This is a genomic window from Gemmatimonadota bacterium, from assembly GCA_026705765.1.
In the GTDB taxonomy this organism is placed as follows: domain Bacteria; phylum Latescibacterota; class UBA2968; order UBA2968; family UBA2968; genus VXRD01.
In genome coordinates, this window is sequence record JAPPAB010000073.1 from 1 (window position 1) to 14,592 (window position 14,592).

The following is a 14,592-nucleotide window of genomic DNA, read 5'->3' on the forward strand; positions in this document are numbered from 1 at the left end:
GTAGAAGCACAGAAGACGAGCAAACATAGAATTGTGAGAAGAGAATGCCCTGCGAAGCGAGCCGATCCAGATTTGGCGTTTTTACAAACTGATGGCCGTAGCAACTCAAGTCACCCCACCCCCAATCGTCGGCGAAGACAAATACGATATTGGGTCTTTTCGATTCAGCCATTGCGGTTCTCCTTAATATCGATTTACGAATTCAGTGCATTGCAGATGACGGCAGGTGGCGCAACTGTTACCGTTTCGCTCAAGGCAAACGGTGCCCCCACTGGTGCCGCTACCCAGGACTGATCCGGTTGGACATCGTCCAGCGCCGACCAGAAGCCGCGCTCGAGGCGAGGCGACGACGATGCTTTGATCTCCACCGCGACGAGCTTATTTCTCCGTCGGATCAGGAGGTCGATCTCAGCGCCAGCCGAAGTCCGGTAGAAGCTCAGTTCGGCATCGGGCACCGCCGCGGCGATTTGCTCGATGACGTATCCTTCCCAAGAGTTGCCGCGAACCGGATGGCCATCCAGGTCGTCGAGAGAATCCAAACGCAGCAGCCGGTGAAGGATGCCGGTATCTCTGAGATAAACACGGGGGCTCTTCACTAGGCGCTTCTTGAAGTTGGCCGCACAGGGCGAAAGCCGCCTTACCATGTAGGCCTGCTCAAGGATGCGGAGATAGTGTCCAACCGTCTTGCCCGTTACGCCCAGGGAAGAAGCCACTTTGGCGTGGTTCCACAGATCCCCGTGCAGGTGAGCGCACATCTCCCAGAATTGTCGCAGCGTTATCGCGGGTACGCGGATACCCAGTTGAGGAATGTCGCGTTCGAGAAACGTCTGGATGAAACTGTCCAGCCACGCCCGGCTCATTCCGTCCGACGGGGCCAGATAGCTTCGCGGGAATCCGCCTCGCAGCCAGAGCCTTGACTGATTCTCCGCCCCGATCTCTTCTTCGACAAAGGGGGTCAGTTCGATGAAACCGATGCGACCGGCGAGCGTCTCAGACGACTGCCGGAGCAGAGCTGGAGAAGCCGATCCCAGCACCATGAACTGTCCTGGAGAACCGGTCTCATCGCAGAGCCCGCGAAGTACGCGGAACAATTCGGGGACGCGCTGGATCTCGTCGAGGCAGACGATGTGATCCCGATGGCGGCGGAGGTAATCTTCAGGCTCGGCCAGACGTGCGACGTCGGAGGGGAGCTCGAGGTCGAGATAGTGTGACGCTGGCTGTTCAGCAAGCCACGTCTTGGCCAGGGTGGTTTTTCCACACTGGCGAGGCCCCAGAATTGCCGTGACAGGGAAGTACCTCGCGTATTCAGAGACCTTTGTCTGAATTTTTCTGTTGATGTTCATTCTTGTAATATGGGAGTCTGTATCCCGATTTGCAAGGATAAAACACAAAGCAGGCGGTAGGCCTTTATGCCCCTACGGTGCCAGGGCTTTCAGGTAGGTGGCGCCTTGCGTGTCGGCGTGTGCCTGGACCCAATCAGATAGTCGGTTTCGGTGATCCGTCAGGATCTGAATGAATTCAGGATCATTGGCGAGGTTCTTTGTTTCAGTGGGATCCGAAACCATATCGACAAGCATTTCTTCCGACTTGCCATCGTAGTGGAAGATGGAGTACTTGTACCTGGCAGACCTTACCATTCTACCGCCAACAGTTTCGGCTACGACGAATTCTCGCCAATTGGATTGCTCGCCCAGAGCAAGGGGCTTCAAGCTTCTACCGGGTAGTGAATCTGGGATTTCTCCTTCGGCAAAGTCGCATAACGTCGGAAGCAGATCGATCCCATTATTGACCAAAGCATCGATCTGACCTGCAGAAACCCTTCCAGGCCAGCTGATCGTGAGTGGCACGTGTGACGATGCTTCGTAGAACGACCGCTTCATTGTCAATCCGTGTTCCCCATCATGATCGCCATGATCACTTGTAAATATGACAACCGTATTTTCCCGCAGACCGGCGTCATCGAGCGCATCCAGTATCACGCCCAACTGGTTGTCCAGGTCTTCCATATAAAAACGGTAAGCCGCACGATAGACCCGCCACTCGTGTTCGGTCCAGTGGATTGCATGTCGACCGAATCTTCGGTTGAGGCCGATTTCGATTGTCTCCTCGTCTCCCAGCGTTCCATCACGGAATCCCTGCATCCACTTTGGCTCATCCTGAGGGGGTGCGTGATTATCCGGCAAGGGGGGCAAGTTGTCTCCTGGATCCGAAGGATGTGTCGGCTTCCCATCCTCATCCAGGACTTTACATATATCGTGTGGATTAATGAACGATGCCCAGAGGAAGAACGGGCGATCGGAATCTCTGTTTTTGAGAAAATCAGCGGATCTCTCCGCAAGCTCATCCCTCTGATCGGTTGTGATCGACTCAAATCCGAATTCTTCTGCCTTTTCTTTCGTAAAAACCTGGGTGCCCTCTACGTGCAGCTTACCGCCGGCGTACGTATCATATCCACAATTTCGGAGGAGTGTCCCCATCAATGGCGTATCAATATGGTCCAAAATCCGCGGATGTTCCGAAGCCATCCCCTTGGAGTTATGCTCCAGGCCATCAAAAGTGTGCGGCATATGGCCTGAGACCAGGGCGTACCTGAATGGGACACAAACTGGATTGGAAACGTAGGTGAGCTCGAATTTCTTACCACTTGCAGCCAGTTTATCCAAATTGGGCGTACTGACATAAGGATCACCGGAATAACTCGCCATTCTGTGATGTTGTTGGTCCGTTGTTATGAGAATGATATGCGGGCGTTCCATATCTGTTCCTTTCGCGTTGCGAACGAATTGAAGTTGCGTTCAAGACGTCAACGAGGGTCGCCAGCTTCAATTGTTCGTTCCAGCAGCCTGCTGCGCATGGCTTCTTCCCGATCTCGATAATCCGGGTTTCCTGCCAGATTCACCAGTTCGCCCGGGTCGTTCTGCAAGTCGTAAAGTTCAGAACGATCATTCACATAATGTGCGTATTTCCACTTCTCGTTTCGAACCATGCGACCCCGAGAAAGGAAGAACGTTCCCGACTCAACCAGCGGCAATTCAGGTACGGGTTCAGTCCGACTTATGCCGGCTTTCAGCGCGTCCAGTTCTGCTTTTGGTCCTCCCTCTGGCAATGGTTGACGGCTGCCAACTTCCGCATAGGTACAGTCTCTCTCTGGAGCCATACCCGACATCATTTCGGTCACACTTCTACCCTGAACACCCGGCGGGATCGAGATTCCGCTACTCTGGAGTAATGTAGGCATCAAGTCGATTTGCTCAATTTGCAGTGCGTTGGTTGCACCATCCCGTGCATGTTCCAAACCCCTTACGATCAATGGGACCTGGACAATGCAGTCGTAGAATGCAGCTGTTTTCCGAATGAGTCCGTGTTCGCCCAGGTACTCACCGTGGTCACCTGTGGCAACAATGATGGTGTCGTCCCAACGACCAAGCGCTTTTAGTCCATCAAAGAATTTGCCCAGGCATTCATCCAGGTGCCTGAGCATGCCATAGTAATACGCCATTGTCTGCCGCAGTTGCTCGTCATCCATGAGATGCAGCCACCCGCCGTGATAATAGACTTGTTGAACGAATGGTTTTGAGTCCAATTCACCCTCAGGTCTATGTGGGAGAGGCAGGTCCTCTGGTCTGTACATCGTGGCAAAAGGTTCGGGAGCCCGATAGGGCGGATGAACATCGGAAAAGCTCAACCACACAAACGAAGGCTCGTCACCTTTCCGTTCGAGATAATCGAGGGCCTGATTCACGTTGGCTCTTGCTGGCGTTTCAGCAGGATCGAAAGGGTAGGTTCCGCCATACCAGATTGGATTTGGGTGATCTCCCCAACGGAAACGTCTTGTTTGTGATTCGAACACGGATGGGTCGATGGGTATTGCAGGCCCAGGAAATGGCTTCCCATAGGCTTCTCGCTGCTTGTGCCGAAGTGGCGATTCTTCAATACACGCTTCAAATCCTGCAGTTTCGGCATCTGGAAAACAGTGGTTTTTCCCAAATAGGCCACAGCCGACACCAGCATCTTTCAATAGCCCTGGCAGATGAAATCCTTCCTTTTCTTGCATCAACAGCGTGTTGTCTCTGGAACCTGTAACGCTGGGATAACGACCCGTGAAAAATGCGACCCGTGATGCGACGCAGAGCGGAGAAGGTACGGTGCAGTTTTCAAACCTGATGGCTTCGCTGGCAAAGCGATCCAGATGAGGTGTCGCTTTGACGGGATTGCCATAGCATCCCAATGCGCGAGCGGCAAGATGCTCAATGGTGATCACCACAATGTTTTTCATCTCTTAGCTCCTATCGACTTCCTCAGACCAGGCTCTGTACAACTCCTGCAGGCGTTCCACGACTTCGGGATACTGATCAATCAGATCTTGACTCTCCGAGGGATCTTCCTTCAGGTTAAACAGGCAGGTATTCTGGAGAAGCTCTGTGCGTTCAACGATCCCATCACAGGGCTCTCGACCTCTCCTGCCACCTTTATGCAACAGTTTCCAGTCACCAGAGCGCACGGCATAACTGTCGCCCCAGCGCCAGAAGAGATCTCGCTGGTCTGCGATTTTTGTGACATCTTTTGGGATGGGTTGACCATCCAAACCTTCTGGCTGATTGATACCTGCCGCCTGTAAACAGGTCGGAAGAATATCGAGCGTTGAGATCGTCCTGTCACAGATCGTTCCAGATGCCGACTCATTTGGACGGGCGAGGATAAAGGGCACGCGAATCCCGCCCTCCCAGAGCGTAAACTTGCTCCCGGCAAGCGGCAGGTTGCAGGCACCGGTGTTCGGTGCGCCTCCGTTGTCTGAAAACATGATCACGATGGTGTTGTCGGCAAGCGATAGCTGATCCAACGTGTCCAGAAGGCGACCGATATTGTCGTCGAGGCAGTTGAGGTTCGCCAGGTAGTATCTGCGAAACTCGTCGGCATTGATCTCGCCGAGGGTGACATACCTTTTGAACCAGTCCTCATACCCGCCCATGGTCTCCGGATCGTAGTTTGGAATCTCCCTTACGCCGTGCTTGTCGAGGTATCGCTTTGGCACCTGGTGAATCAGGTGATGCACCGAGTTGTAGGAGAGCGTCACAAAGAAAGGTTCTTCCTGATGGTTCTCGAGAAAATCGATTGTCGCATCGGTGAAGATCTCCGTCAGATAACCTTCTCCAAATTCTTTGTAATCCCGGTTGTGCATGAGTGGGCCGACAACCGCGCTGTGCCCTTTTGGATCGGGCGTGCGGTCTTCGATATCTCTGGTGAGCAGAAAATAGTCGTGGCCGTGTGCCGAGAAGCCGAGAAACTCATCGTAGCCGTGGTTCAGCGGGTATTCGTGAGCCTCGTGATCGTGAAAGCCCAGGCCGTAATCGTTCTTGCCGAAACGCGCTGTGGTATAGCCGTTAGCCTTCATGATTTCGGCGATGTTCTTTTCTGTTTCAGGATGTCCGCATAAAAAGGAAGACTTCGGGTCCCAGCGCACCTGGTGCCGCCCCGTATTCCATCCAGCACGCGAAGGGCTGCATACGGGAGCTGTCACATAGGCCTGTGAAAAGAGAACGCCGCGCTCAGCAAGCCGATCCATGTTTGGCGTTTGCACGTCCGGCGCATGATGATTGAATGCAGTCAGATCGCCGTAGCCCTGATCGTCTGTAACAATGATGAGAAAATTTGGTTTTGTGCCCATAATGATCTACCCGGTAATCTTGAACCGGTTGTCGATTTTCCCAGGTAGCCGGTTTTTATTTCGTTTGAAACGCCTGGGTTTTTACCAGAATGTGGAAGAACTCAATCAAACCCGCCGAGAAGCTGCTCTCTGGTCATTACCTTGATTGGTGGCAGGTTATCGACCATTCCCGCGTCCGTGCGTCGAAGCTCATCAATGGTCCCTTGCCGAAGTTGGGCGAGCAAATCGTGGTAATCGGATTCCAAAGCGAGGTTTTCCAGTTCTTCGGGATCATTCTCGAGATCGTACATCTCTTCGATCTCCCCGGTGATGAGCCAGCGGATATATTTGTACTTTCCCGTGCACAGAGATACCCACCAGGGGATAGGAGGATTGCCTATTGGCTCGCCACAGCCGACATCGGTGTCTTCTCCAAAACAATGACCCGTACACTCCATCAGCAGCGGGCGATCCCATTCGGCGTTGGGATCGGAGAGCAATGGTGTCAGGTCCTCCCCGTGCATCTTCCAGGGTTGTTCCATGCCGATCAACGAGAGAAAGGTAGGCGGGATATCCTGGCCGCCGATTGGCACATCGCATACTGTGCCTGCGGGAATCCGTCCCGGCAGCCGCATGATCATCGGTGCTTTGATATTGGCATCATAGGGCGCCACCTTGAGTCGAAAGCCGTGCTGTCCCCAGGCAAATCCCTGGTCCGACGTAAAGACGACCAGGGTATCATCCAATTGCCCCATCTCCTTTATGGCGCCGATCACCCTGCCAACCCCTTCATCCAGGGCGCGCACGCCCCGGTTGTATTGTTGTTCCCAATCGGTGAGTGTCCGTCCATCCCGGATGCCTACCGGTTGGCCGTGATCTCCCTCGCGCCAAACACCGTAGTCCCGCATATGTGTCGCCTTGGTCGGGCGCGGCGGGTAGATGTCTTCTGGCGTGGGGACCTGGGAAACATCTGGATAATCATGGAGATGGCGGTCAGCCACTTCCCAGGGTCCGTGTACTGCGTCATAGCACAGCCAGAGGTGCCAGGGCTTATCCGGTTCCTCTGCCCGTCCGCGGAGAAATTCAAGGGCATACTCCGTGTAGTTATCGGTAGAATAGCCGCCAACCGGTTCCGGCGGTCCCCCGTTGATACTCATGCTCTGATTGACATAATAGGGCCCGTATTTCTCGGGTTGGCTGTGGTCCCAGATGGCAGAAAAATCCCAGTACCTACCGTGACCGTGATCGGGACCTGTGTGCCATTTGCCGACGATGCCTGTGTACCAACCGTTCTCACGGAGATTCTCGAGCCAGTACGGACACTGGTCTGGATCGCGGACATAGTTTGGGTAGCTCGTGGGCAGGTGCATGCTCATCACGCCATGCGGCAATTTTCCGGTCAGGTACGTAGCGCGCGAAGGCGCACACCAGGCACTGGTATAGCAGTTGGAAAAACGCATCCCCTCATGGGCGAGACGATCGATGTTTGGCGTACTGATCCACGAATGCGCCTCGGGATAGCAACTCACAGACCGAAAGCTCTGATCGTCGGTGAAGATGTATAAAATGTTGCTCGGACGGTTCAATTGATCATCGTTCATTTTGGTTCTCCGTAATCTATATGGTCAGGTAACCAGACCATGGTTCGCTTCTATTTTCTCTTGATTGCAATATGAAAATCCTATGCCAAATTGGGTCGCAAATCCGTTAGCTCAGCGTTTTACCTGGGTATAGGGGCTTGAAATATACTGCTTGTAGCCGTTAACCTCTCGTTCATGATTGCTAAAGAAATCGATCTGGGAAAACCCATCCTTTAACGGTATGGTTGCAGTCCAGGCACCCGTCTTTGCATCGCGTTCCATATCCATCCATTGGTCTTCGGGGATTTGCTCGTGCAAGAAGGGGGCGGAACCTGCCGGAGCGCGATCATAGATCCACCATATGCGTCCGTTTATCGGCTGAGGTCCTTCATTAAAACGCACGCTGACACTTAGTTTGTCCTTGGAGATTGTATAATTTGACTTCGGAGGCTGTAGCAAAGGCTCGCCACCAAAGAAGTGATGCCAGAGGAAGGCGTCTTTATTCTGTTCGTCCTTTGCCGCAGCGACATGCGGCGTTTGCGAGTGCCCACCGTTAGGTTCGTAATAGACAGGCAACTGGGGATGGTTTTGCGCTCCCCAGAGAATATCGTAGGCGACATAGTCATGCGTTCCCGGCTGAAAAAGAATATCAACGCCGCGCTCCATCAGACGATCCCAATTCTCCGTAACGCTCACCCCGGGCCGTAAGCGATCCGCAAAGCTTTGCATATCGTCCAGGGATTTCCCCATTTTCAGCGCCATCTTACCCATACTGCGCTCAGATCCCACCATAACGCCTTGATACCATTTGGCGCGTTTTGGATCCAGGTCGATATCGCCGGCCTTTACAGCCTCAAAGAATGCTTTGTTTGCCTCTTCAGCTTTCGCCGTTGCTTCCCTGTCGGCTCTTCGAGTCGGCGAAAAGTAAGCAAACGCATGGTTGGAGCATGTCGCGGTAAAACGCTCGTCATGTATCAAGGCGACCGCAGGCGACATGCCGTTCTTGGAGCTGCCCGAACCGGCCACTTTGCCTTTTTCGAAGTAGTCGGTTTCCGCATACGCCGCGGTGGTTGCCCGCATTAAGGTCATCGACCAAATCCAGAGAGTCGTGTATCGAGGATTCAGGTCTTTCATGAACCTGCGCATCATTTTTTTCTCCAAACCCTGTTTCCCCGGAATCTGCCTAAACGCCTTGACGTGCGTCTTAACGAGGCCAACGCCACCTGCCAGCAGTTTTGCCTGAAAGTCGGTTGGGCGCGAGTCTTTCATCAACGTCTCATAGGGATTGGCTCCCGTAATGCTAAAGCCCTTCGCCTTGCCTTCGAGCGGCACAATCATACGCACCGGGATCCGATAATCTTGTCCCGGCCACCATTCGGCGACATTGATTTCGATGAGCTTTTGTCGCGTCGTGCCTGTCACCTCATCTACATGCCAGTCCTTCAACGTCTTTATATCCAGCGTGCTTTCGTCAAGAATCTCTTCACTATTGAACATGTCGCAATTCATACCAGAATCCTTCTCAGAATCGGCAGCAAACGCTACGGAAATCGCAAAAGTCGCGAGAATAACCAGCGATGCCATTATTCTAATTCTATCCATTGCCTTCTCCTTTTGTTGTTGTCGTTCACGGTATTTTTTTCTTAGCATTCGGGATGAGTGCCGACAGGCCCAGGATTGTTAGCCGCATCTATCTTGTTAAACCAAAGAAGCTGCAACCGTGCGAACAGCCTCGCTCCAATCATCCCAAAGCCCCGGACCTTCCGGGCGAGGCTCTGGCGGGGGAACTTCTGGCCCAAGTTCAAGTTCGTGGAGTTTTCTCACGTTGGGCGGTGGCGATGGTCGTGGCCCTTTGACATAACGGCCGTTATATACTCTGTCATATACAGATTTTTTGTAAGCATCATAAAGAATCATCTGTCGAATCTGCGGAGGATTGCTGTAGTTCCGCGTTGCCGAGTGGAACATTCGCCCGTGCCACAAAACCACATCGCCCTCGTCACCAAAAAACTCAAAGGGTTCAATGTCGGCGAGTGCGTCCTTGAGTCCTGCAGGCTGCGGCAAAACAAATGCCGCAGCGCCGCTTTCCGGATGGGGCGAATGTAGAATTGAATAGCGGGCAAGATCTACAGAGTCCGGCTCTGCTTCGTAGAGCAAGCGGTGACTGCCGGGAAAAAGGGCGATGCCACCTCCACCCCTGGGAACCTGGTCAACGTATGCGCTTGCCACCAGATGCACCGGCTCGGGATCAATGTGTGCACCGGCACGGACGGCATCCGCCAGAGCAGGTGAGTCGCCAGGACGCTCTCTCGGCAGCACGCAATACATACCGCGCAACTCCTTGCCACCCCAGACTGGCCAACCACGCAACCGACTTCCACGCGGATCTGGATCGGCCGCGGAGGAAGTTACCTCTGGTGTCACTACTTCACCTTCGCCGAGAAGTTGCTCAAACCACGGGAATACACGGCGTGGAAGCAAGTTGATTAAGTCCTCGTCGCCGGAGAGTTCACGCAATCGCCAGCCGTGGTCACCGGTGCGATCATTCATGCCATCAGGCGTGCTTTGACGTTCTTCCTCAGGGAGACCGTTTAGCCATGTTTGAGGATCGTCTCGGCGCAAATGATTTGAGGTATTCCCTGCCCACAACCTATCTCGTGCAGCAGCACAAAGTTTGGGGTCGAGGATCTTTCGTTTCACGAGGAATCCGTTCGTAATAAATTGTTGGATCTCTTCTGTACTCAGTGCTGCCAATGCTGTATTCATGGAAATAACCCTTCTTTATTCAATATTGGACTATTGTACGGACTTCAATACCGAACCATTGTACAAAAAAAAGAGTTGGATTTCAACAATTCTTAAAAGACAGGTACTTACGGAAGGCGATATATGTTATTTGGGATTTTGCTCGAAAATCACCCTGAACAAATTCGCTTGCTTCATGTCCGTCTCTTTTTGTAGTATGCATCCGAATCCTGCCCCTGGACACCAGCAGTAGTTTTGGTGATTTCAAATACATTGAGGAGGAAGAAAAATGAAAGCAAGACCATTCAAAGGTGCGAAGATAGGCAGGGCTCTGACCATTGCATTGCTATTGGCTTTGACCGCGGGCAACGTCGCGGCCCAAAGCCCCACCGAGCTGCCGGCCAAAGATTTGAGCACGATTGATTTATCAAAATCGGAAGGTGCTAAATACTTTCTCATAGTAAAGGCTTATGCCGATTATATGATTATCCACGGGCGCGACCGTTACGGAAAAGCACATTCGCCCCTTTTTGCCACAACGCTTAACCGGGAAACCGGAAATGTATATCGCGAAAATCCTCCCGATGCACCCAAAGGTATCCGCAATGGTGATCGCACTTGGCGTGGTTCAAATACGTCAAAAGATAATGGTTTATACAGCATACTTTATCATTTGACAGAAATCACCGGAGATGACAAGTATGCACGGGAAGCGGATAAAGCAATCAAATGGTTTTTTGCCAACTGCCAAAGTCCTGAAACGGGATTTATGGCCTGGGGAGAACACATCGGTTGGGATTTTTTTACAGAGGCGCCTATTAAAATGGGTACTCGATCTTTGACACACGAGTACAAAATTTTCAATTATTGGGACAAGGTGTGGGAATTTAATCCGGAAGCTGCTGAAAAGTTTGCACTGGGATTATGGGAACACCAGATTTATGCGCACGAAGGACCAGAAGCGGGCGAGTTTAGCCGACATGCCAGTTATGACACGCATAGTCCTGGAAAAGGAAGAGCTTTTCCCGCACATGGCGGCAATTATATCTATGTTTGGACAAAAGCATATCGGGAAACTGGCAAAGAAGTTTTTTTAACCGCCATTGAAACCGTATTGAATTATTATGAGCGAAATACAACCGATAAAGGTGCGATCTTATATGCATCAGATTTTCCTGAGCAATATTCTTTGAAACAAAGTATGAATCTGGTATCCAATCTTTATCGCGCAAAGGATTTTATGCCCGCAGACCTTGCAAATAGGATGAAGAAATTGTCAGAAGGAACAGATTCTTTGTATTTAAGTTTTGATCACGATCCGTCAAAAGGCGGAAAAGGATTTCTTGAATCTGCCAATCTTATGACCCTTGTACCGGGGAATTTTCGGAGGTCAAGTACTGGAACGGATGCCTGGACTGAAATGTGGTCGGCTGGTTATGGGGTGGGATCGGGAAGTACCGAGCAGGCAAACAAATGTTATGCGCGGTATAAACTAACAGGTATTGAAGGCTATAGAATCCTTTTTATGAAAGCGGTGAATGCCTATTACAACGAAGATCCTCCGCCGTCAGCAGTACTTTATCCCAGCAATTATTCCAGCATATTTAATATGATGATGAGTGCGTATGAATTAACAGGGGCAGAACGTTTTTTAAGCAAAGCAAAAACGTATATGGACTTATCGGTAGAAACTTTTCTGAGTGATCAATCACCTCTACCAAAAGCATCAAACCAAAGTGAACATTATGAAGCCATAACAGGTGGCCCAGAATTAATGGAAAATGTGCTGCGTTTATGGATGGTAATGAACCTGCGGGATCGTGCTGGCGAAACTGAAATTGGAGGAGCACATCAGACTGATCGATAACTGGAAGACTGTGACAGACAACCCTTTTTACAGTGCTGACTCAAACTATTCTCGGACGTTATTGCCCAGGACATTGATGATACTTGGGTCCTCTGATCAGAGCATATTAAGATCAGCCAATTAAATAACGATTTATACAAGCATCTAAAAGGCTGTCATAAATTTCTTCTCTCTTTTTTATATTCATATATTGCCTAATTTCAGGCCGGTAGATTTGCGCGGCGGTAGAACACATAATAGATAAATGCATAGCAATGCAGACTTTTGCGAGCCTCGAGTAATCTATGCTCCTGACTGATTCATACCCACGAAAGAGAGGTTTCTTTCGAGTTTCTTCAGGCGAAACAACCTCCAGAGGTTCTTCTAGTTTCCAAATCGGCGTCGGCTCACAAAGAAAGTTGGTTAAGTCTAAATATGGGTCACCAAAATCCATTGCTTCTACATCGATAATAGCAGATACATCCCAATTTTGCCTATGGTCCTTAAAAAATAAAATCTCAGCATCTGCTTTGTACAAGGAATGCTTTGTGAGTTTTAGCCAAGGTGCTTTTTGGATCAGATCTTTCGCTTCAGAAATAGCACTTAGACTCACCTGATATTGCCCATCCTCTACGCATCTCTCGAGGTTTTCTATTGACCGTAGCAGAGTCTGTATAAAGCTTTGATTGTCTTGAGAGGATTTTTCCAATCCATGAATCTGAGCGCACAAAGCACCTACTTGCTCTTGAATCTTCATTTTTTCTATAGAATTAGTGCGGGGATTATCCGAATGAGCAAGAAATTGCCAATGCTCTCCTGAAACATACTCCATTATGATGTAGTTAGTAGAAACGAGTTGTCTGGTGTGATCAGTATATAATATTTTCGGTACAGGCAAACTCAGTTCTTGGCTTAGAAGCCTATAAATATCTTCTTCATGGATATAGCGGTCCTCTCTATTTGGAAGATCCCGGAAGAAGCGAAACACATAGCTCTTAGTTGAATTATGGCAACATACATGGTAGCAAATATGTTGGGTACAACCATCTATTCTGGGTATTCCCTGTTCAGAAGTAGGGGTAATTTTAGATATTGAACTTACTCTATGATTTGTACCAAATACCTGCTTACAAATCGAAACGATCACTTCTCTTCGAATCGTATCTATCATTTTATTTAGTGCCCCTAAAAGAGTGCAATTCTTTGGAGTTGCCCCGCGAAGCAGGGTAACTCCAAAAGCTAATTGGCAATCAGTATTGATAAAAACACAGAGGGGATTCTAAACACTCGGCAAAGGCACAGTATCTCCTGTTTCATGTTGCCACAATCGAATCTTCGCCGCCATATCGCGAATGCGATCGCGATGTTCAGGAACATCAAACAGATTGTTTTCTTCATAAGGATCTGTATTAAGGTCGAACAACTCACACTGATCACCAGCACACAAATTCAACTTCCAGCGATCACCCGTCACCACAGATCGCCAGGGCAATGTCGCCATCAAGTTAATGCTTGGATTCCCTAAATTGCGATCGCCAATCCCATTCCACTCCATAAATGCAACGTGATCCTTCAAATCGCGCTCACCGGTGAGTGCACCAGCCAAACTCTCCCCTTCACACTGATCTGAAACTTCAACGCCCGCCAGATCCAAAAGTGTCGGCACCAAATCCGCATGCCCAAACACACCATCGATTCGTTTCTGTTCCTTATTCAACCACGGCACACTGAGCAAAAACGGCACTCGCGCAGACTCTTCGTAAAAAGTCCGCTTTTCCATCATCGCATGATCGCCCACCATTTCTCCATGATCACTCGTGTAAGCAATAATCGTATTCTCCAGTTGTCCCGTCTCTTCCAATGCCTGAATGATCCGCCCCACAGCATCATCCACAATCTTCATATTTCCGAAGTATTGCGATCTCACTTTCCGCCATCCCAATTCCGTACTTAAATCTTCACCAGCCTCCTTCTTCGTTGCATAATGCTCTGCCCGCACCCGATTAAATCGCGAATGCCCTTCAGGCTGTTTCAAAAACGTCGGGCCAACCGGCAATTCCTCAGGATCATACAAACCGTCATACGGCCCTGTATATGGAGGGTGCGGTTCAAACGTACTGCACACCAGCAACCAGGGCTGATCGACATTTTCTCGAATAAACCGATCCGCTTCCTGCGCGACAAACGCCCCGACCTGTTGTTCCGCTGGCAAACGTGCGCGATCTCCTGCAGAAAATTGTTTCAAGTCCGGTGCCAAATGCGAGGGTGGTTCAACGCCCTGCGCCACCAACCACTCATAGTGGGAACTCATCGGCGCATCTTGAATCGTATTCAAATGCCGCAAATTATCCTGAATACTGATCCACTCATCAAATCCATGTTGGCGAACGGTATCGTTGCCCAAATGCCATTTGCCCATATATGCCTTGCGATATGTATCTGGCATCATTTCCGCAATCGACTTTGTATCTTCCCGTAGATGAATCCCATTCGCCACACATCCGTGCGAATGAGGGTACAACCCAGACATCAGCGTACCCCGCGATGGCGTACACACAGCCTGACCAACATACGCATTCTCAAAAACAAAAGACCGCTCCGAAAGCGCATTCAAATGCGGTGATTGAATCCAATCATTGCCGTAACACGACATGGTATCTGTGCGTTGCTGATCTGTGAACACAAAAAGAATATTCGGTTGATTCATATCTATTCCTCAAATTTGTCGTTCGCGGTATTCCCTACTTGTTAAACCAAAGAAGCTGCAATCCGTTTTC

At 50.4% G+C, this 14,592-nt stretch carries 11 protein-coding genes; 1 reads left to right on the forward strand and 10 read right to left on the reverse strand.

The window, feature by feature from the left end:
- From OXH16_09405 to OXH16_09440, 8 genes are all read right to left on the reverse strand, one after another.
- The coding region (locus OXH16_09405; GenBank protein ID MCY3681602.1) for a sulfatase-like hydrolase/transferase at positions 1-172 on the reverse strand (172 nt) is incomplete at its 3' end.
- Between the two features lie 22 nt (positions 173-194).
- Complete coding sequence (locus tag OXH16_09410) at positions 195-1,343, reverse strand: ATP-binding protein (protein ID MCY3681603.1); 1,149 nt, start codon at positions 1,341-1,343, stop codon at positions 195-197.
- A gap of 72 nt (positions 1,344-1,415) precedes the next feature.
- Positions 1,416-2,756: a sulfatase-like hydrolase/transferase gene (locus OXH16_09415; GenBank protein MCY3681604.1), complete on the reverse strand. Its 1,341-nt coding sequence runs from the start codon at positions 2,754-2,756 to the stop codon at positions 1,416-1,418.
- A gap of 47 nt (positions 2,757-2,803) precedes the next feature.
- Entirely contained in the window at positions 2,804-4,276 is a 1,473-nt protein-coding gene (locus OXH16_09420) for a sulfatase-like hydrolase/transferase (GenBank protein ID MCY3681605.1), read from the reverse strand.
- A gap of 3 nt (positions 4,277-4,279) precedes the next feature.
- Positions 4,280-5,665, reverse strand: a complete 1,386-nt coding sequence (locus OXH16_09425) for a sulfatase-like hydrolase/transferase (GenBank protein MCY3681606.1) — start codon at positions 5,663-5,665, stop codon at positions 4,280-4,282.
- A 101-nt stretch (positions 5,666-5,766) separates the two neighbouring features.
- Positions 5,767-7,245, reverse strand: coding sequence for a sulfatase-like hydrolase/transferase (locus OXH16_09430; GenBank protein ID MCY3681607.1), 1,479 nt, complete (start codon positions 7,243-7,245; stop codon positions 5,767-5,769).
- Between the two features lie 111 nt (positions 7,246-7,356).
- Positions 7,357-8,826 carry a hypothetical protein gene (locus OXH16_09435; protein MCY3681608.1) on the reverse strand — a complete coding sequence of 490 codons (1,470 nt, stop codon included), beginning with the start codon at positions 8,824-8,826 and terminating at the stop codon, positions 7,357-7,359.
- A 96-nt stretch (positions 8,827-8,922) separates the two neighbouring features.
- Positions 8,923-9,990: a phytanoyl-CoA dioxygenase family protein gene (locus OXH16_09440; GenBank protein ID MCY3681609.1), complete on the reverse strand. Its 1,068-nt coding sequence runs from the start codon at positions 9,988-9,990 to the stop codon at positions 8,923-8,925.
- Between the two features lie 268 nt (positions 9,991-10,258).
- On the opposite strand from OXH16_09440, the gene OXH16_09445 reads away from it, so the two are divergent.
- Entirely contained in the window at positions 10,259-11,836 is a 1,578-nt protein-coding gene (locus OXH16_09445) for a hypothetical protein (protein ID MCY3681610.1), read from the forward strand.
- A 112-nt stretch (positions 11,837-11,948) separates the two neighbouring features.
- Here OXH16_09445 and OXH16_09450 read toward each other — a convergent pair whose 3' ends face one another.
- A complete protein-coding gene (locus tag OXH16_09450; GenBank protein MCY3681611.1) occupies positions 11,949-12,986 on the reverse strand; it encodes a hypothetical protein in 1,038 nt (345 codons plus the stop codon).
- Between the two features lie 108 nt (positions 12,987-13,094).
- On the reverse strand, positions 13,095-14,522 hold the full coding sequence (locus tag OXH16_09455) for a sulfatase-like hydrolase/transferase (GenBank protein MCY3681612.1): 1,428 nt from the start codon (positions 14,520-14,522) through the stop codon (positions 13,095-13,097).
- Positions 14,523-14,592: the final 70 nt, after the last annotated feature.